This window comes from Jutongia hominis (assembly GCF_014384965.1).
Taxonomy (GTDB): Bacteria; Bacillota; Clostridia; order Lachnospirales; family Lachnospiraceae; genus Butyribacter; species Butyribacter hominis.
Genome location: NZ_JACRSW010000032.1, coordinates 101954 through 122915 on the forward strand (window position 1 = coordinate 101954; position 20962 = coordinate 122915).

Annotated in this window: 23 protein-coding genes; all 23 read right to left on the reverse strand. The window is 37.8% G+C overall.

The annotated features are described in order from the left end of the window. Position 1 precedes the first annotated feature (1 nt). On the reverse strand, positions 2-775 hold the full coding sequence (locus H8700_RS09360) for a FliA/WhiG family RNA polymerase sigma factor (protein WP_249305336.1): 774 nt from the start codon (positions 773-775) through the stop codon (positions 2-4). A 27-nt stretch (positions 776-802) separates the two neighbouring features. Next, complete coding sequence (locus H8700_RS09365) at positions 803-1099, reverse strand: hypothetical protein (protein WP_022141949.1); 297 nt, start codon at positions 1097-1099, stop codon at positions 803-805. Between the two features lie 59 nt (positions 1100-1158). Further along, on the reverse strand, positions 1159-1644 hold the full coding sequence (locus H8700_RS09370) for a chemotaxis protein CheD (protein ID WP_022141948.1): 486 nt from the start codon (positions 1642-1644) through the stop codon (positions 1159-1161). Between the two features lie 5 nt (positions 1645-1649). After that, positions 1650-2270 carry a chemotaxis protein CheC gene (locus tag H8700_RS09375; protein WP_022141947.1) on the reverse strand — a complete coding sequence of 207 codons (621 nt, stop codon included), beginning with the start codon at positions 2268-2270 and terminating at the stop codon, positions 1650-1652. 30 nt (positions 2271-2300) lie between these two features. Next, complete coding sequence (locus H8700_RS09380; protein ID WP_022141946.1) at positions 2301-2780, reverse strand: chemotaxis protein CheW; 480 nt, start codon at positions 2778-2780, stop codon at positions 2301-2303. A gap of 12 nt (positions 2781-2792) precedes the next feature. Continuing rightward, positions 2793-4901, reverse strand: a complete 2109-nt coding sequence (locus H8700_RS09385; RefSeq protein WP_249305338.1) for a chemotaxis protein CheA — start codon at positions 4899-4901, stop codon at positions 2793-2795. Position 4902: 1 nt separating this feature from the next. Beyond that, positions 4903-6027 carry a chemotaxis-specific protein-glutamate methyltransferase CheB gene (gene cheB / locus H8700_RS09390; RefSeq protein ID WP_408610854.1) on the reverse strand — a complete coding sequence of 375 codons (1125 nt, stop codon included), beginning with the start codon at positions 6025-6027 and terminating at the stop codon, positions 4903-4905. Further along, entirely contained in the window at positions 6020-6763 is a 744-nt protein-coding gene (locus H8700_RS09395; RefSeq protein ID WP_022141943.1) for a PilZ domain-containing protein, read from the reverse strand. The genes cheB and H8700_RS09395 overlap by 8 nt, the downstream gene beginning before the upstream one ends. 44 nt (positions 6764-6807) lie before the next feature. After that, complete coding sequence (locus H8700_RS09400; RefSeq protein WP_022141942.1) at positions 6808-7686, reverse strand: MinD/ParA family protein; 879 nt, start codon at positions 7684-7686, stop codon at positions 6808-6810. Further along, positions 7686-8945, reverse strand: coding sequence for a flagellar biosynthesis GTPase FlhF (gene flhF, locus H8700_RS09405; protein ID WP_249305342.1), 1260 nt, complete (start codon positions 8943-8945; stop codon positions 7686-7688). Before flhF ends, H8700_RS09400 begins: the two co-directional genes overlap by 1 nt. A gap of 1 nt (position 8946) precedes the next feature. Next, positions 8947-10977, reverse strand: coding sequence for a flagellar biosynthesis protein FlhA (gene flhA / locus H8700_RS09410; RefSeq protein ID WP_249305344.1), 2031 nt, complete (start codon positions 10975-10977; stop codon positions 8947-8949). A 60-nt stretch (positions 10978-11037) separates the two neighbouring features. After that, entirely contained in the window at positions 11038-12144 is a 1107-nt protein-coding gene (gene flhB, locus H8700_RS09415) for a flagellar biosynthesis protein FlhB (protein ID WP_249305347.1), read from the reverse strand. An 81-nt stretch (positions 12145-12225) separates the two neighbouring features. After that, complete coding sequence (gene fliR, locus H8700_RS09420; RefSeq protein WP_022141938.1) at positions 12226-13002, reverse strand: flagellar biosynthetic protein FliR; 777 nt, start codon at positions 13000-13002, stop codon at positions 12226-12228. 29 nt (positions 13003-13031) lie between these two features. Then, positions 13032-13301 carry a flagellar biosynthesis protein FliQ gene (fliQ, locus tag H8700_RS09425; protein ID WP_022141937.1) on the reverse strand — a complete coding sequence of 90 codons (270 nt, stop codon included), beginning with the start codon at positions 13299-13301 and terminating at the stop codon, positions 13032-13034. Between the two features lie 26 nt (positions 13302-13327). Then, positions 13328-14152 carry a flagellar type III secretion system pore protein FliP gene (gene fliP, locus H8700_RS09430; protein WP_022141936.1) on the reverse strand — a complete coding sequence of 275 codons (825 nt, stop codon included), beginning with the start codon at positions 14150-14152 and terminating at the stop codon, positions 13328-13330. Positions 14153-14218: 66 nt separating this feature from the next. Beyond that, complete coding sequence (locus H8700_RS09435; protein ID WP_249305349.1) at positions 14219-14635, reverse strand: flagellar biosynthetic protein FliO; 417 nt, start codon at positions 14633-14635, stop codon at positions 14219-14221. Positions 14636-14657: 22 nt separating this feature from the next. Next, complete coding sequence (gene fliY, locus H8700_RS09440; protein WP_249305350.1) at positions 14658-15827, reverse strand: flagellar motor switch phosphatase FliY; 1170 nt, start codon at positions 15825-15827, stop codon at positions 14658-14660. Between the two features lie 3 nt (positions 15828-15830). Further along, positions 15831-16811, reverse strand: a complete 981-nt coding sequence (gene fliM / locus H8700_RS09445) for a flagellar motor switch protein FliM (protein ID WP_022141933.1) — start codon at positions 16809-16811, stop codon at positions 15831-15833. Between the two features lie 101 nt (positions 16812-16912). Next, complete coding sequence (locus H8700_RS09450; protein ID WP_022141932.1) at positions 16913-17431, reverse strand: flagellar basal body-associated FliL family protein; 519 nt, start codon at positions 17429-17431, stop codon at positions 16913-16915. 25 nt (positions 17432-17456) lie between these two features. After that, positions 17457-18263, reverse strand: a complete 807-nt coding sequence (locus H8700_RS09455) for an OmpA/MotB family protein (RefSeq protein WP_022141931.1) — start codon at positions 18261-18263, stop codon at positions 17457-17459. Continuing rightward, positions 18263-19084, reverse strand: a complete 822-nt coding sequence (locus H8700_RS09460; protein WP_249305352.1) for a motility protein A — start codon at positions 19082-19084, stop codon at positions 18263-18265. Before H8700_RS09460 ends, H8700_RS09455 begins: the two co-directional genes overlap by 1 nt. Before the next feature lie 24 nt (positions 19085-19108). Then, the gene (locus tag H8700_RS09465) at positions 19109-19306 is read right to left on the reverse strand and encodes a flagellar FlbD family protein (protein ID WP_022141929.1); all 198 of its coding nucleotides are present in this window, start codon (positions 19304-19306) and stop codon (positions 19109-19111) included. An 85-nt stretch (positions 19307-19391) separates the two neighbouring features. Further along, the gene (locus H8700_RS09470) at positions 19392-20930 is read right to left on the reverse strand and encodes a flagellar hook protein FlgE (protein WP_249305355.1); all 1539 of its coding nucleotides are present in this window, start codon (positions 20928-20930) and stop codon (positions 19392-19394) included. Positions 20931-20962: the final 32 nt, after the last annotated feature.

A 20962-nucleotide genomic window follows, 5' to 3' on the forward strand; every position in this document is an offset into this window, starting at 1 on the left:
ATCATACATTATATAAGTTAAAGATAACTATATCATCCCCTAGTTTTTCCCTCATTTTTTTCAATGCCTTTGTATGTAACTGTGATACTCTCGATTCAGAAACCTCGAGTATCATACTAATTTCTTTCAATGTTAATTCTTCATAATAATATAAAGCAATCACCTTTCGTTCATTTTCCGTCAATGAATCAATTGCTTCCGAAAGTGTTCTTTTTAACTCCTGGCGGGCAACTACCTGATCCGGCTGTTCAAATCTCGGACGATTTCCCAATTCTGCCCTCACTTCACTTCCCTGTTCCAAATACTCATCCAGGGACACCAGATTAGCAACCTGCGTCTCATTGATCAGATCATTCAATTCTTTCATGCTGATCTGAAGTTTCTGTGCCAATTCTTCTTCTTTAGGCTGCCTTCCCAATTCTAACTCCAATTCCTTCGAAGCAGCATCTAATTTTTTTTGCTTTTGACGAAGAGTACGTGGTATCCAGTCCATTTTACGAATCTGGTCTAAAATGGCACCACGAATGCGCAGACTTGCGTAGGTTTCAAACTTTACCCCTTTTGTTAATTCAAACTTGTCGATCGCATCAATCAAGCCAAAAATCCCATATCCTACAAGATCATCATATTCTACCAAATGCCCCAGATGCATACTCATTCTTCCGGCAACTACGTTTACAAGACTTGAATATTCTATGATCAACTGTTCACGTATACCGGGGCTTTTACTTTTCTGGTACTCTTTCCATAACTCTTCTTTCAAAATTTCATCCATAAAACAAAGTTTCCCTTCTTAAACCGATTACTCTTCTGCAGATTGTTCTTCTTTTTCTTTATCTTCTCCCTGCTGCATATCAACATCTTTTTCCTGATCTTTTACTTCTGACATATTTGTATCAGTCTTTTTTACAAACATATTGCCTTCTAATACTTTTACGACAATCTTTTTTACAATCAGTCCAATGATATAAAAAATGATCAAAGTTGCTAACAGCATTTCTAAACTATATGTTACGTCTGTACCATTGACAATTGTTATGATACATACAATAGCACCTGCTAAGAGCATAATAAATTTTGGTATAAATTCCGCTTTCACAAAATTCCCCCTGCCTTGCTTTCTATAATACAATGTGTCTGATAATAAACAATTCACTTTTAAATCGTTCGGATCGGTTTCCCAACAGATTTGATCACAAAATCTCCGGTTTCAGGATAAAACTCAACAGTTCGTCCAAAATTTAATCCTGTATCTTCTGCCAGAATATGGATTCCTAATTTACGAAGCTTTGCTTTAACAGCCTCTACATTTCTTTCGCCGACACGAAGCATATCGTTATTCGTACTAAACGCAAACATCTGTGCGCCACCGGCTATCTTAGCTGTTAATCTGCTTTTTAAAGCCCCCTCTTTTTCCATCTGTTCGATCAAATAATCAATACCTGTATCAGCGAACTTTGCTCTGTTCTGATTTTGACGCACCTGTGTACTATCCGGTAGCATTACATGTACCAAACCTGCTAACTTCTTAGGTTGATCATACAATGCCACTCCCACACATGATCCAAGACCTAATGTAGTAATTGCATCAGGTGCATGGCAGATATTCAAATCTGCCATTCCTACTTTTATCATATCAGCCATTTTAATCACCTTAACCCCAGAGACTTTAATATTTTCGAATACGAATCTAATGTTGGAATCAGAATGAAATATCCGCTAATATCTACATCCATATCCTTAAATTGTGATTCAATCAATAAAGCCTTATCTCCAAGTTTACCAAATTCGATCGCAGGTACACTTAAGATTGCTCCTGCCATATCAAATGCAAGACTCGGCACTGAAGCCGTGATCAGCATATTGGTAAGACTTGAAATTGCAGACAGATATGCACCTGAAATAATATTTCCAATTTCCTGTAAAGCTGAAGTTTCCATTTCCGTAAACTGCTCTGTACTATCATCTTTACAGCCCATCAACTGTTGTACTAATAATCTTGCTGCATTACTTTCCAATATAAATAACATTGAGCCCTGAATATCACCTTCCAGAGAAAGTAAAATGCCTGCCACCAATGTTTCAGCACCACCGATCACTTCTGCCAACTCGGCAAAAGTCAACAGTTCTACTTTCGGAACACGCATATCAATTCTGGCATTAATAAGTTGGGACAATGCAGTTGTTGCATTGCCCGCACCTATATTTCCTATTTCTGTTAATACATCAAACTCAATGTCATCCATGCTTTCATTGTTTTTATCCTGCATAGAATCTCCATTCCAGCACAACGTGCTAATTTATACATTCTCTTTATCAATAATAACAGATGTTATATTTAAAAGTGTGATCAGACTATCCTCATATTTACCAATACCACTTAAATATTTTGCCTGAACATCATTTGCATCAGCAGAATTTGGTTTTTCGATTGAAGCTGAATCTAATGTAACAACTTCCTTCACTTCATCTACAATAATGCCGATTGCCGACTGTGATTCCGGCTTAATAATAATAATTCTTGTTGCATTTGTAAATTCATCCGGTTCCAGACCAAATTTTAAACGAAGACTCATAACCGGAATAATCTCACCACGAAGATTGATAACGCCTTTGAAATATGGCTGTGCCTTTGGCACTCTCGTGATTCTCTGATTTCTTACAATATTATCTACATAACGGATATCAATACCATATTGTTCACTTCCGATACGAACAACAATATACTGAATTCCTTCATCCACAACTTCTACATTCTGAACTTCATTTACATCTTCCATCTTCGTGCCCCCCTATACTAAAGTATTTACTTCAAGAATAAGTGCAATCTCACCATCACCAAGAATAGTGGCACCGCCAATTAACTTGCTGCAATTAATGTAATCACCGATTGATTTAATAACGATTTCCTGCTGACCGATCAGATTGTCAACTACGAGACCTGCCTGCTTATCACCTTTTTTCACAATGACAACGGTAAGACTTTCCGGCTCTTCTTCGTTTGTCTCTACATCTAAGATCTGATCAAGACGAATCAATGGAATAACGGTTCCACGAAGGTTAATCACTTCTTTTGTCTGTACATGTTTTACATCTGAAACCGGAATATCTTCGATTGTCTGAATGCTTCCAAGCGGAATCGCATATTTTTCTTTGCCTAACTCTACCATCAATGCCTGAATGATTGCAAGAGTTAACGGAAGGCGGATAATAAAGCTGCTTCCCTCACCGAGAACCGTCTTACATTCAATATTACCGCCCAAACCTTCAATCTTTGTCTTAACAACGTCAAGACCAACACCACGTCCGGATACATCCGTAATCTTTTCTGCTGTAGAAAAGCTTGGCTTGAACAACAGATCAATCACATCTTTATCCGTCATAATCTCAGCCTGCTCCGGTGTAATATTTCCCTTTTCAATTGCTTTTTGTTTTACCTTTTCAACATCAATGCCGGCACCATCATCACGCACTACGATATTAACATTATTGCCATCTTGGTAAGCATCCAGATAAATCTGTCCAACTTCCTCCTTACCTAAAGCAAGGCGTTCTTCATTGGACTCAAGACCATGATCTGCCGCATTACGAAGCAAATGCTGTAATGGGTCACCAATCTCATCAATAACGGTACGATCTAACTCGGTTTCTTCACCGGTCATATGTAATTCCATTTTCTTGTTTAATTTCTTATTCAAGTCACGGATCATACGAGGGAAACGGCTTACAACACTTTCAATAGGAACCATTCGAACCTTCATAACAGATTCATGTAGATTGGTTGTAACACTTTCCAGATATTCGATCTGTTCATTGAAACCTGAATCTTTTTTGGAATCATCAGAAGAACTCATAGAAACTAATCCGTTTTTTGCAATGATAAGCTCGCTGACTAAATTCATCAAAACATCAAGCTTTTCAATATCCACACGAACAGTACGTCCAACGGTAGGTTTTGTTGTCTTTGTGTTCTTCTTTGCTGCCTTCTTATTCTCTGCTTTCTTGACAGTTTGCTGAGCTGCTCCGGCATTATTAACCGCCTTTTCATCTTTCTTTACTTCTTTTGGAGTGTCATGCTTTTCTGATTCTTCTGATTTTTCCATCTCAGGCATAAACGCTCCAACAATTGCTTTCTTTACCTCTGAAACATTTTCGATTGCTTTTTTGATGGTCTCTGCACTGTCTTTTGTAAAATATACAAGACTGAAATCAAAGTCAAATTTTTCGTCTTCGATATCCTGTACATTCGGAACAGCCTTAATCACCTCACCATGTTCTTCTAATGCTTTAAATACCAAAAAAGCTCTGGCAGCTTTTAAAATACATGTTTCTTGTAAATATACCGTGATACCAAAAATATTTTCTTTCTGCTGAACCGCTTTATCAAATGTATTCTTCTCATAATCATTGATCTGAATAGAAGTATATTTTGCTTCTGCAGGTGCTTCTTCTGTTGATGCACTTGCCGTTTCCTGTGGTTGTGCAGTTTTCATTGGCTCCGGCGGCTCTTTACCGGTTGCTTTTGCTGCAATAGAATTTAAGGTGTTAATAATCTCTTCATTTTCTTCTGTTCCTTCGTTTCCGGATTCAAGGATCTCAGCAAGATAAGCCTCTAACGCATCCAATCCACGGAATAATACATCGATCAATTCCGGCTGTACTTTCATATTACCGCTTCGAATCTCCTGAAACACATTTTCCATGTCATGTGTTAAGCGCTGCATACGCTTGTAACCCATCGTTCCAGCCATTCCTTTTAAAGAATGGGCAGCACGAAAGATTTCATTGATCGTGTCCATATTCTCCGGTTCCTGCTCAAGGATCATTAACTGATCACTTAATGTCTGTAAATGTTCTTTTGTTTCATCAATAAAAATTTCAAGATACTGACTAACGTCCATATTAGCGCACCCCCACGTGTTTTGTAATTGCATCAGCAATTTTCCGTAATGTTACGACCTCATCAACCGCTTTTGCATCAGCGATCGCTTTAGGCATTCCATATACAGTACTACTTTCTTCATCCTGTGCAATCACGTAAATTTTGTTTTTTTGTTCTAATTGTATAATTCCTTTTGTTCCGTCTGCACCCATTCCTGTCATCACAACACAGGTAATCTCATCAAAAGAGGAACCAACCAATGATTCATACATAATATCCGCACATGGTCTTAAACCATTTCGTGCTTCCTCTGCCGTAACAGAAAGAATATGCTGCATCCTTCCTTTTTCGATCAGGCGCATCTGTGAACCGCCTTTTGCTAAATACACGGTTCCTTTTTCTAGAATATCTCCATGTGCTGCTTCTTTCACTTTGATCCGGCTTAATTCATCCAGACGATTGCTAAGAGAAGCCGTAAAACCTTCCGGCATATGCTGAACGATCAAAACTGCCGCATCAAGATTTGCCGGCAGAAACGGAACAACATATTGCAATGCTTTTGGTCCGCCTGTCGAACATGCCAAAGCAACTAATTTTCTTGCAGTACCACAAAGCGGTTTCTTAGAATGCTTAGAAGTATCCCCTTGCAATGCCTTTCCATAGATATTATGTGTTTTCCGGATGCTGCTGTGATCCTTTGCCTGCTGCTTCACTTCGTTATCAAGTGTTCTGCGTGAAAGATTTACTGCTGCATAAAGCATATCAAGAAGCATATTAGAAAACAGATTTCCCTTGGCTATTGCAAGGCTGTCGGGCTTTGTTACAAAATCAAACGCCCCAAGCTCTAACGCCTGAATCGTCTCTTTTGCCCCTTCTTTTGCAAGAGTACTGACGATCAAAACCTTTTCATTCATTCCACGCTTCTTAAGCTCACGTAAGAACTCAATACCATTCATCTTAGGCATATTGATATCCAGAACAATTGCATCAAACTCCTCACCGGATACTAACAGATCTAATGCGTCTAATCCGTTTGTTGCGTATTTTTCTACATGAAGATTTCTATCTTTGTTTATTATATCAAATATCACTCTTCTCATAAGTGCAGAGTCATCAACCACCAAAATTTTTTTCAATCTATTCACCTCCACGACGTAATTTTACGTTTCGTTGTTCTCTTTCTAATTGAAATACAAAGCGAATGATCTGTTCTTTTTTCGCTTCACTCAAATGAATATATTTCATTCGAATGTCAAAAACATCTTTCTCATTACGAAGTGCCTGGCAATATACAACCTGACCAAACACATGCATCATCATACTTTTACCACCTTGAATCGTTTTAAAATCAGCTAGGATACATTCATTTGGTTTTACACATTTTTTTGAAGTAAAACGAATCCCGCCACCGCTGATGTCAACAACTGTGTCTTCATAATTTTTATAGTAAGTATCAGATACTTCCGTAAATAGTTCCTGTTGATCTTCTTTCCACTCCTTCATAGGTTCTGAAAGAGTACGAAAAGCCAGTTCTGCATGATAAGATATCCGTTCATGCATCCTTCGCTGTACTTTTTCTAACGGAGACAAAATTTTAAAAGAAAGAATCTTTTTTTGTTCATCATGATAGGATGCCAAACAACTGACATGGCACATGCATGCCTCCAATGGAGCAATAAAATACATCACATATGTTTCTTTTTTAGAAAAAGATTCTTCTGACTGATGTAATACTTCTATTTCCACTTCATGTTCAGAAAGAATCTTTTCTATCTTGCCAACGCAAATACATGGCTGCCTGTCAGCATCATTCTCTCCTTTCACGGAAACAGAAAGATACATTTTTGCTGTCATTCCTATTTTAACATACTCATCTATCATCTGTCTTCTCTCTTTTCTGCCGGAATGCTATATTTTCCGCTCTTTTAATTTTTTTTATTATGAAACATTTTTGAGAAAAGACCCGATAATCCCTGTCTTCCCTCTGCCGGTCTGTCTAAACCTCTTTCCACACAGGTCGCTATTTCCATCAGTGCTCTTGATGACGCGGCATTTGGATACATCAATGCGACCGGCTGCTGTTTCATGATTGCTTTTGAAAGCTTTTCATCATATGGAATCTGACCAAGATAATCAATATGAACCTTTAAAAATTTAGCAACCACAGAAGAAAGTTTTTCATATAATTCTGTCCCTTCCTGTGCACTGTGTGTTCTGTTCGCGACCATTCGGATCATACGATTATCTTCATAAAATTCTTCATGACGCGACAGCGTCTTAATCAATGCATATGCATCGGTAAGAGAAGTCGGTTCCGGTGTTGCAACCAAAAGCAGCTCTGAACTTGCCAAAACCAGCTCGACTACTGTGTCGGAAATTCCGGCTCCAGTATCTATGATCACAATGTCAGCCAGATTATCAAGTTCATACATCATACGAACAAGCATTTGAAGCTGTTCATGATTCAGGTTTGTAAGTTCCTTCAATCCGGATCCACCGGAGATAAATCCGATATTTCCCGGTCCCGGACAGATTACTTCGCGTAATGTTTTTCCTCTAAAAAGCAAGTCTGCCAGATTATATTTAGGTCGTATTCCCATCAGGATCTCCACATTGGCAAGCCCAAAATCCGCATCCAGAATTACAACTCTTTTGTTCAATCTGCTAAGTTGCAATGCAAGATTAACCGACACATTCGACTTACCGACGCCACCTTTGCCACTCGTCACTGTGATCACGCGTGCAAGATGCTGCTGCATATTTTGTTTTTTTATAATATTTCTTAACTGTTCTGCCTGATCCATTAACTATTTCCTCCGAGAAGCTTCTTTGCCATGCTCTGTGCATCTATCTTGCCTATATCATCAGGAACATTCTGTCCCCATGTTGCGTAAGACAACGGTGCTCCTGTCAGCATATGAATATTATATAAGCTTCCTACTGTCTCTGTTTCATCAAGTTTTGTAAAAATCAGATTATACTTTGTAATCTCAGAATATGTCTGTGCGATCTTTACCAGATCCTTGTATTTTGTTGTTGCACTCAGCACGAGAAATACTTCTTTATTTGCATCCTCTACAGTATCTAACAGATTCTGTATATCCTCTTTCTGCTCCTTATTATTGTGGGAACGACCGGCTGTATCGACAAAGACAAGATCATACTCTGACAATTCTTCCATTGCCGGTTTCATATCCTGTGGAGAATAAACAACCTGTAAAGGGATCCCCAGAATATTGGCATATGTCTTTAATTGATCAACGGCAGCGATCCGATATGTATCCGATGTGATCAATGCAACCTTTGTCTGTTTTGTTAATCGCAGTGTTGATGCGATCTTTGCTATCGTTGTAGTCTTACCTACTCCTGTCGGACCGATAAAGAAAATATATTTTGTCTTTCTGGTCCGAATATCGATCAAGCGTGGCTGGCCGATCTTTAATACAATTTTTTGGTAAACTCCTGCTAAAATATTTTCCAGATTCGCATTTTGGGATAAACTGTCTGCAATATCAGAAAAGATCTGATCTATATACGTTTCTTCTACTTCATTATCTAAAAGTTTTTTGCGAATCAGATCAAAATAAGCCTGATTGGAATCCTGCTTCTTATGTTCTTTTACTTCATTCGATGCCTGTATCTGCTTTTCAATCAGATCTTGCAAATTACTCAGTCTTTCTTCTAACTTTTCTTTTGGCTGTGCATTCTCTTTTGAAAAAGGAACAGAGGAATCCTCTAAAAGATTCGAAGAGATCTTTTCCATATCCGGCATTTTCTTTTCTTCTTTTTTTACTTCGTTTGCAACTTTGGCTTCATTTGCTGCTAAAACAGCATTTGTCTCCTTGATTGCTTCCTGAAGCTTACTAAAGTCCGGTACACTTTCTTCCTCTTTCTTCTCATCTACAGCCGCTGTGATCTCTACGGATGGTTTCTTAAAAATTCCAAGAAAACCACGTTTGGAATTATTTTTAACATTCAGGATCACAACATCCTGTCCTAAATCTTCTTTTGCAAGCTTTGTAGCTTCTTCTTCATTTATTGCTATGTATTTTCGGATTACCATTTTATACTGTCACCATCCCTATTGATTGTAGTTCTACATCAGATTCAATTTCATTATAAGATATAACGATCAAATCCTTAAATTGCTCTGATGTTAATTTTTTAAAGTACATACGTACGATTGGAGAAGTCACAATGATCGGATTCTTTCCAAGTTCCTCCATCTTGTCGATTTCTTCTTTAACGGCATTTAAGATTTCCTGTGTCTTCTCCGGCTCTAAATTAATATACGCCCCTTGCTCTGTCTGCTTGATTGAACCCATAATTTCCTGTTCAATCTTAGGATCTAATGTTACTACACTGGTCATTTCATTTGCCGGGAAATATTTATTTGAGATTGCCCTCTTGAGACTCTGACGCACATATTCTGTCAAAACATCAGTATCCCTTGTGGAAGTTGCATTATCTGCTAACGTTTCAAAAATTGTCACAAGATCGCGAATCGAAATTCCTTCTGCCAGCAAATTTTGTAAAACTTTTTGAATTTCTCCAACACCTAGTGTTTTGGGAACTAATTCTGAAATCAGGGTTGTATTGGCCTCCTGAATATTGTTGATCAGGTTTTGTACATCCTGTCTTGTTAAAAGTTCATCCAAATGATTACGGATTACTTCCGTCAAATGTGTCGCAATGATCGATGGCGGATCGACCACCGTATATCCCAGCGATTCCGCACGTTCTCTTTGTGCCTCTGTAATCCAGATTGCAGGAAGATGGAATGAAGGTTCAAATGTCGGAATGCCGGTGATCTCTTCCTCTACATATCCGGGATTCATTGCCATATAATGATCAAATAAGATCTCGCCTTCACTAACCGGCACGCCTTTGATCTTGATCACATACTGATTTGGATTTAACTGAATATTATCTCGTAAACGAATCATTGGAACAACACAGCCAAGCTCAAGTGCAATCTGCCTTCGGATCATAACCACTCGGTCAAGCAGATCCCCACCCTGATTGACATCGGCAAGCGGAATGATACCATATCCAAATTCCAGTTCAATTGGATCAACTTGCAATAATGATACCACATTTTCCGGTTTGCGGATTTCTTCAGCTGACTCTTCTTCCTCATCAATTTCATTTTCTACCTTAACATCCTCCATCGTCGCCTCGATTGCACGGCCTGCAGCAATGAATACGATCGCATAACATAGGCAGATCAATGTCGGCATTGGTGTAAATGCCAAAAAGGCTAATGCACCACCGGTAATATATAAAACTTTTGGAATAGAAAACAACTGACGTAATAAAACATTACCAAGATCAGATTCTTTCGATACTTTTGTAACTAAGATACCGGTTGAAAGTGATATGATCAGGGATGGGATCTGGCTTACCAGTCCATCACCCATGGTCAGGATTGAATACTTTTGTAAAGCTTCTGTCATGTCCATTCCCTGCATCACAACACCAAGGATCAGACCACCTACAAAGTTAATGCCTGTAATGATAAGACCGGCTGTAGCATCTCCTTTTACATACTTCGTAGCACCATCCATCGCTCCAAAGAATGCAGATTCATCCTGAATTTTTTGACGACGTTCTTTCGCCTGTGCATCCGTGATCGCACCGGTATTTAAGTCAGCATCAATTGCCATCTGCTTACCGGGCATCGCATCCAGTGTAAATCGAGCTGTTACTTCGGATACACGCTCCGATCCTTTATTGATAACAATAAACTGAATAATGATCAGAATCATAAAAATTACAACGCCAACGATCAGATTACCGCCACCAACGAACTGACCAAAAGCATCTACAACGTTTCCGGCATAACCCTGTAAAAGAATGTTTCTCGTTGAGCTGACATTCAATGACAAACGGAATAATGTTGTGATCAGCAAAAGTGTTGGAAATGATGACATTTGCAACGCTTCTTTTGAAAACAATGCCGTAAACATGATGATCAATGCCAGACTGATATTTAACATCATCAATACATCCAAAAATACCGTTGGCATTGGTACAATCAGAAATACAATCGGAACTAATACATATAACCCCAGAAATATATCTGTTTTTTTCATTTGATCTAATCTCCTCTGCTTCTTATGTCATACGAAATTTTTTCGTTAATATACTGTATTTTATAATTTTCCTTTCAAACCATAGACATATGCCAAAACCTCTGCCACCATCTGATACAATTCCGGTGGAATCTGATTTCCAATATCTACATTATGATATAGCATACGTGCCAATGGTTTATTTTCAACAATTTCAATATCATTCTCTCTGGCTACATCCTTGATCTTTTGTGCCAGATAATCAGCACCTTTTGCTATTACAACAGGCGCATCATATTTTTCTTTATCATATTTGATCGCTACAGCAAGATGTGTAGGGTTCGTAATAACAACATCGGCTTGCGGAAGTTCCTGCATCATACGCCTTTGTGATGCCTGTCTCATACGTGCTCTTTGCTGGCTCTTGATCTTTGGATCACCTTCCGAATTTTTATATTCATCTTTTACTTCCTGCTTTGTCATCTTCATATCATTGTGGAATTTCCACCTCTGATACATATAATCGGCAAAACCGATCACTAAAAAGCATGCACTGATACGTATACCGATATTTACAATGATATCTCCGATCAATTCAATTCCTTGTGCTAAAGTATAATGATACATATCCCGTATCAAAGTCCATTTATCAATCAGATAACTGTATACCACATAAACCATGATAGTAATTTTTGCGATAGCAAGCAAAAGCTCTATCAGTTTCTGTACAGAAAACAAACGCTTTATGCCATTGATCGGACTAAATTTATCAATCTTTGGTTTCATTGGTTCAAAAGAAATCTTCCATTTTACCTGCATCAGAAAAACAATGACTGTTAAAGCAAACAAAATCACTAAAAAAGGCAACGCCATGATCAGTATGCTTTTGATCGCTTCTCCTGCGGTAGCACAAGCTAACTGTAATGTAAAGTTTGTATTGGTATAATCACTGATCTTACTATAAAAAAAATGAAACTGCTCTAGAAAGTCATTTCCAAGCGTTCCTAAATACTGCTTTAAGATTATAAAAAAAACAAGCAGGCAAAACGCAGTAGTCAGATCGGTACTTTTAGCAACCTGTCCGTTCTTTCTGGCATCCGAAAGCTTTTTTGTCGTAGGTTCTTCTGTTTTTTCTCCGCCTTCACCATCTTTGGCAAAAAGCTGCAGATCATATGATTCCAATAACATACTAAAGCATCCTTTTCTCAATTAACACACACAATATCATAATACCTTAAATAAGATAAAATAGCAATCTATAATACAACGTTATGAACTTCCTGCTAAAGATAGCATAAACAGCTTCGTCAATGTCTGCATTTCATTAAACAGAAAATCCGTAATTCCCGGTAAAAAGTTCATTAATATAAATATCAGGGATAAACCCGCAAATACTTTTAATTGCATACCAAAGACAAACATATTCATCTGAGGAGCAATTCTTGCAAGAATACCTAAAATAACATTAATAACCAGAATACAAGCAAATACCGGTAAAATAATACGAAAACCGATCACAAAATAATCAATCACGTATTGCACAAAGATCTTGTATAAGTTGGGTGAAACGATTCCTTCTCCGATTGGAATAACCTTATAAGAATCTACAACCGCATCAATCAGAAAATAATGCATATCAGATGCGATAAACATTAACATAAAGACAGCTGTCAGAAAAGTAGCCGAAATTGTTGTCTGTACCTGTGTTGTCGGATCCATCTCCATTGCCATAGAAAAACCAATCTCCATATCTAACATATGACCCGAGAAATTCAAAATATAAAGAGTGAACCCTGAACCGATCCCGATCAAAAGCCCGGTGACAGCTTCCTGAGCAATAAGAATGCTGTATCCTAACATCCCTTGATAAGATACAGCTGAATAATCTACGGAATTCATTATGATCAATGATAAAAAGAAAGAAAGCGCAATCTTAATGCGTACAGGAATGTTGACATTTCCAAAAAACGGTACGATAAAAAAGATCATAGAAATTCTTGTTATGATCAATACAGCATATTCTATATATTCTATCGTAAATTTCACCTGCTACACTCCTATCATTATCTTATATATCATTTTATTAAAGTAGGAATCTGCTTCATCAGATCAATAAAAAGATCTGATACAGATCCCATGATCCATCCTCCACACAAAAGGATCACAAGCATGATAGCAAGAAACTTCGGAACAAATGTAAGTGTCTGTTCCTGAATAGATGTGATCGTCTGAAAAATACTGATGATCAGACCAATGATCAACGATACCAATAGTAAGGGCATCGTTACCTTAACCACGGTCCAAATGACTTCTCTTGCAATATCAATTATAACACCTGTACTCATCTTCTACCTCGATTCATTGCCCAAAATTATTTGAAAGATTCTACAAGCTGACCCACAACCAAATTCCATCCGTCTGCCAGAATAAAGAGCAGAATCTTAAATGGAAGTGAAATCGTTGTAGGTGGCAACATCATCATACCCATTGACATCAATGTAGAAGCGACTACCATGTCAATAACAATAAACGGCAGATAAATTAAAAATCCAATAATAAATGCTGTTCTTAACTCACTGATAATAAATGCAGGTATAATCGTTGTCGTTGGAATATCATCATAACTTTTTACGTCTGATGACTTCTGATCATTAATCGTCATAAACAATTTGAGATCTTTGTCTCTTGTCTGCTTTAACATAAACGTCCGAATTGGAGCCAGTCCTTTTTCTATCGCCTGTTCCTGCTTTACTTTTCCATTCATATAAGGCTGAACTGCCTCTTTGTTCACTTTTGTCATAACCGGAGACATAATTGCTAATGTCATAAAAAGAGCAAGTCCGATTAACACCTGATTTGGCGGTGTGGTCTGCGTTCCCAAAGCTGTTCGCAGAAAATGAAATACCACGATGATTCTCGTAAAAGAAGTCACCATAATGATGATGGAAGGAGCTAAAGAAAGTGCTGTTAAGATCAAAAGCATTTGTAATGTGGATTCCAATGTAGTACTTCCTGCATTAGATGTAATGTTAAGATGAAAAGAATCTTCTGTATCCTGCTGCGAAACATTACTCTTACTGCCTGTTGCACCTGCATAAGCCGGTACCGCAGCTAAAAAGATAAAACAGCATAGCATGAAACTCATGCTAAACTTCATAATTGCTTTTTTGTTCTTTCTAATATATTTTAAGATCATTTTATATTCCTGTCTCCTTAACTGCATACAATACTGTCGGTTGTATCACATCTATTTATAATAAATTCAAAAATCATCCTCTTTTTTGGTTTCCTGATCCTTTTTTTTATGATTATAATTTTTTACTTTTTGAAAAACATCTGTAAAATTCATTGTCATTTTAGAAACGTCCGTCTTTTGGATCACCTGATTAAAAGATAGTTCATCTTTTGATAATTCTGTTAAAAAAACCGCATTGTCTTTCATAAGAAGAAAAGCAATGTATTTTTCACCTACTTTAACAATTACAATACTTTTACCCGGAACTACCTGCTGCGTCTCTATAATTTGTATATTCGATGACTTCGCATTCACATAACCGGATTTTGCATACCATTTTGTAAATAAATGTGCTCCATAAAGTAATACAAAAAAAAGTACCAATAACAAAAATAATTTAATAATGCTGGTAAATGTAGACATTTCCGTTAAAACTAAAAACATAACTACACCTCCAGCATTTTTACTATTTTGTAATTTCTACAATACGTATACCAAAGTTTTCTTCAATGACAACAACTTCACCTTTTGCAACAAACTTTCCATTAACTAAAATATCAACCGGTTCGCCCGCTAACTTATCAAGCTCGATAATCGTTCCCGGTGCAAAATCAAGAATTTCCTTAATAGATTTATTTGATCTGCCAAGTTCAACAGTGACTTCCAAAGGAACATCCATGATCAGATCAATATTTTCCTGCTGTAATAAAGGACTTATCTCTTGATTGAATGTCTGGAACTGTGCCGGTTGTACAGCCATATTTGGTGCCGGCATCATATATGGCTGTTGCATCTGTGGCTGTGCCATTTGTGGGTTTGCCTGCATCTGTGGCTGTGCCATTTGTGGATTTGCCTGCATCTGAGGCGCATCCATCTGTGGTTGTGGTGCCGGCTGAACCGGTACCTGCGGCTGTTCTGGCTGCTGTGCTGCAGCTGCTTTATCAGCAGAAGCTTCGGTATTGCCCATGAATTTCTGATACAAATCTCTTGCAAAGTCAAAAGGATATAACTGCATAATCTGGCTGTCAACCAGATCACCGATTTTCATATCAAAAGAAATCTGAACAATTTCATCATCTAAAAAGCTTACAATCTTATCATCGTCTATTGTATCATTCAAGTCAACAAGACTTGCAGATGGCGGACTGATATCCACTTTCTTTTCCAACATAGATGATAAAGAAGTAGCCGCTGACCCCATCATCTGATTCATGGCTTCACTAATCGCACTCAAATGAAGTTCTGAAAGCTCTCCATCTGTATTCGAACCATCTCCGCCCATCATCAGATCTGTAATGATCTTAACATCCTGTTCTTTTAAGATCAAAATATTATTACCATCAATACCGTCAATATAAGAAATATGTATAAAAACACATGGTCTGTCATACTGTTTGGACAGCTCATTCATTGTAACATAAGAAACACGAGGTGTTGTAATTGTAACCTTATGATTTAACAGCGTTGATAATGTTGTAGCCGCAGTCCCCATATTGATGTTGGCAATCTCGCCAACGGCGTCTCTTTCTGCAGCCGTCAATGTATGTTCTGACGAACTACCACTATCCGCTTCACTTGTAGCAGAATTACCACCGGTTAAGGCATCAATTTCTTCCTGTGATAACATTCCATCCATAACCTATTGCTCCTCCTTTATAACTGAAGTGACTCTGACCGCATAGGAATCTGCACTCGATCCAGGTAATGCAGTAAACTTTTTAATATTACCTACATATACATTCAGTTCATCGTCAACTTTTGTATCTAATTTAATAATATCACCCAATTGTATATTTGCAAAATCATTTACGGAAATAGTGCTTCTTCCAAGCATTGCACGTACCGGAATCTTAGCACGATCAATAATTGTTTCAATTGCATCTTTATACATGCCGGATGTATCATCCTTCATAGCGGAATACCAATATTTTGTATTCAGTTTATCAATAACAGGCTCTACACAAGAAAACGGAATACATATATTCATTAATCCTTCCGTATCACCTATCTTAATATTCATTGTAACGATTGCTGTCATTTCACTTGGTGAAATAAACTGTGCAAATTGCGAATTTGTCTCGATTCGTTCGAGTCTTGGTTCTACAGCCACAACACTTTCCCAAGGATCTACCAGCAAATTTGTACATACTTCTATGATTCTTTCTAAAATCACTAATTCAATTTCTGTAAAATCCCTGCTCTTATCTAACGGAGTGCCCGTACCGCCAAGCATGCGGTCCACTATAGCAAATCCAATATTATCTGCCAATTCCAAAATAATATTTCCTTCTAAGGGTGCAAAATTAACAACCCCTAAAAGTACCGGATTCGACAAAGCATTTGAAAATTCAGAATAGGTATTTGCTTCCGCATTCATTACTTCTACCTGAACGTTTTTTCTTAAATACGCCGGCAAGTTTGTCGATAATAATCGTCCATAATTTTCAAAAATAATCTCCAAAGTTCTTAAATGATCTTTTGAGAACTTTGATGGTCTGGCAAAGTCGTAATTTTTTACAACACGCTCATCCACGTCATTTAACTCATCCGGATTTATCTCACCTGTACTCAGCGCATTGAGTAAACTATCTATCTCTGCTTGAGATAAGGTATCACCCATATTTTTCACCTCACACCCGAATAAAAATATACTATTTCTATTCAGTTTATCTACAACAATATAATCATATCATACTTTCACTCTAATGAAAAGCAACAATTTTATTGTGTTACATATCCATCTAACATTACCTTAACAATAACCTTAGAATCAAGCAATTTCTGGATTTTTTCAAGAGATTCTTTCTGAATTGCTGCCTGGTCTGCATCGTCAATGGTATGATTCTGAATTGCAGAACGGATAATATCTGTAATCTCTGCTTTATTTGTATCAATCGTATCTTTCAGATCACTATAATCTTCTGAAGTTTTATTCAAGGACAATGTATAACCTTTTAACATTGCATAATGCGCTTTTCCATCTGCACCTGACTTTAAGTTATAAGTTTCTTGTGCATCAAATGCTACAGCAAGATTTTCAAGATCTTTAAATGTATAATTTTCGTCTGCATTTGCCTTCTTGTCAGCATCTAATTCAATATTTAAAACAGATGCTACCTGTGTAATCAATGTATTTGTTTTTTGGAATGTTGGCAGCATTACAAAAAAGAGAATCGCTGTCAGAACAACATTGATAACCGTTAAAGCTGTAATAATCACACTAAAAATATTTTTCTTCATTTTTTTCTCACCTTTCTGGTTCAGCCTAGTTAGAATTTGTATATATCTTAATCTCGACACGCCGGTTTTTTGCCCGGCCTCCCGCCGTCTTATTGGAAGCAACCGGATCCACACTTCCTCTGCCGGACGCTTCTAAATGTTTCTCGCTTAAATGTTTCTTTTCCACAAAGTATTCATATACTTTGGTTGCTCTGGCAGTTGACAGCCACAGATTACTTTCATATTTCGAATTACTGATCGGAACATTATCGGTATGTCCTTCAATTTTGATCAACCGGTCTTCATAAGGTTTCAATATTACAGCTACTCCGCTAAGTATCTGCTTTGCACCGGATTGAATTTCTGCACTTCCCGACTGAAAAAGGACACCACCGCTTAAAGAAATCATAACATAATTGTAATTGCTGTCCATTGTAACATCTAATGAATCTTCCAAGCGATTCGTCTCGGTCTTTTCTACAACCTGACTATATAATTGTTCTGCCTGTTTTTTCTGTTCGGCTGCTTTTTCCTTTTCATACTCTTTTGACGGATCAGTTTCATTCTCTGACTCGGCTGCTTTTCCCATATCGGTATAATAATCATCCAGGTTACTAAGCTGCGTTGCACCACTTGATATCAGGTTACCATCCCCTAATGCCTGTGCACCGCCACTAAAAATACTAAAACTATTTGACATGGAAGCAACCAGTTCCGCATACTTTACTTCATCCAAATTGGACATGGAATATAATAATACGAAAAAGCAAAGTAGAAGGTTCATAAGATCAGAAAAGGTATCTTTCCAACCATCTGTCTTAATTTCAGTCTCCTGCTTTTTTGCTTTTGCCATTAAGCTTCACCACCTTCAGGTGCTGCTGCAGCACCACCATTTTCATCATTGCCCATATCTCTATCAGAAGGAGCTAAGAATGATTTTAATTTTTCTTCAATTACACGAGGGTTTTCACCTGCCTGAATAGACAACAAGCCCTCTACCATAACTTCCTTAACTGTGATCTCCATCTCATTGAACATCTTTAATTTAAAGGAAATCGGCACACAAATCCAGTTTGCCAGCAAAGAACCATACAAAGTTGTAAGCAGTGCAACTGCCATGTTTGGACCGATCATAGACATATCTTCCATGTTATAAAGCATGTTTACCAGACCGATCAAAGTACCGATCATTCCCCATGCAGGACCCATGCCGGCCCAGTTCGCCCAGAAATTAATCTTTTCATTATGACGCTTGTCCACAGAATTTAGTTCTGTCTCCATAATATTACGAACCAGCTCAGGATCTGTACCATCTACTATTAACATAATTCCTTTTTTCAAGAAATCATCTTCAATGTTATTTGCCATCTCTTCAAGAGCCAAAAGTCCCTCTTTTCTTGCTACATTAGAAAGATCCACAATATTTTGGATCACCTCTGCATCATTGGACTCATTTTTCTTTAATGCAAGTGTAAATGATTTCAAGCATCCGACGAATTCGCCAATACTTTTTGCCTGAATAAGCATACAACAGGTAGAACCACCTAATGTAATGAATACAGACACCGTATCACCAAAGTGACCTAAGGCAGCAAAACCTTCATTACCTGTTACAATACCTAAAAAGACAAAACAAAAACATGCCACTAAACCAATTAAAGTTGTTATATCCAAAATTCACACCACCTTATGTAATAATTATTCTACAAAATCAGTAGAATTGCATTCCTGCCTATATAATTTTACAAGATTTTTTACCATCTGTCTACTTTCTTTTACAATTATTTTTTTTCCTGTTGTCAATGTAATGACAGTATCAGGAGTTTCTTCAATCATCTCGATCAGATCTGAGTTGATCGTCAATCCTTTTCCATTTAATCTCGTTACTTCAATCATTCTTTCTCCTCCCTTAACATGATAGAACACCGAGTGCCACGCTTTGCATGACAACCCGGTGTCATCCTATTATACTTTTAAGTTATTACCGTTTCAGATTAACTAATTCCTCTAACATAGTATCCGATGTTGTAATGATTCTTGAATTTGCCTGAAAACCTCGCTGTGTTGTGATCATCTGTGTAAATTCATTAGCAAGGTCAACATTAGACATTTCCAATGCGCCTACTGTCAGACTTCCTGACTGGTTTACTTCCTCACCAACACCATCAAACTCACCAGAATTCAATGTAGCTGCAAACAAACTATCACCAACAGACTCTAAACCGGATGGGTTTGCAAAAGTAGCAAATGCCATCTGAGCGAGACACTTCTTTAAGCCATTGCTGTACTGTCCATAAATCTTACCTTCCTGATCAATGGAAATGCCGGATAATGCACCCGCTTTATTACCGGCATCGTATCCATCCGGATCACCCTTGACACTACTGATCTTAGATGTTCCACCCTGAGAATACTGTGTCAGCTTATTCAGGAAAATGTTAACACCACCTGTATCAGAGGCTGCATCATACTGTGGAAACGAGCTGTTTACACCTGTATTTGTTGCATCCAGTCCAACGATGGATAAGTTAATCGCTTTACCGGAAAATTCTGCATTCGTACGTGTCGGCGTTGATACAAAATCGCCGGTCTGACTACTGAATGTGATTGTTGATGCAAGACCAGGATCTAAAGAAAATTCACCGGTTGTTGCATTCAGGCTTCCTGCAGCGATACCGGCTGCTGTATCGCTACCGAACTTAATTGTTGCACCTGTTTCGGAATATGTAACGGCACCTGTCGTAGGATCAACGTTCTTCTTCACAAAGATAGACTGAGAATCAGAGTTTAAAATATCAGCAACGCGGATATCATATGTAGTTGTACCGGCTGTCTGGTTTGCAGATTTTGTAATATATAATTTTGCTGTATAGCTTTCACCCAGATTATCAAAGAAACTAAAGCTTACAATCTGTCCACCTGTTGTAATACCGGTTGTCGCATTTGTTGTACCTTCTAACTTTGTATCATTTGGATCAATATTACCGGATACGGTAACTGCTGTTGTAGCTTCCGGTGCATAAGATGAATTTTCTGCATTCATGATTGCAAGATCCTTTACGGTATCTTTTACTATATTGCCATCTGCGTCAGCTAACCAGCCCTGAACCGTTGCACCATTTGTTGTGCAATATAAGTTACCGGCTTCATCAACATTTAATGCACCCGATTTTGTAAAGTAGGTATCTGTTCCGGAACGTACTACTAAAAAGGCACTACCGTTGATTGCGATATCCAAAGCACGGTTTGTCGTAGAAGGACCACCCTGGTCGGTAATATTGGTTGTGATCGAAGCAACCTGTGAACCAAGACCAATCTGCTTTGCATTGGTACCGGCGGTTCCTAATTCTGCATTTGCTCCTGATGCACTTGATACAGTCTGATAGAATGTATCTGAAAAATTGACACTGCTGGATTTAAAACCAACTGTATTTGTATTTGCGATGTTATTACCAATAACATCCATCTTTGTCTGGTGTGTTTTAAGACCTGCTACACCAGAATAAAGTGATCTCATCATAATTTTTTCCTCCTTAAACTTAAACGTAAAGC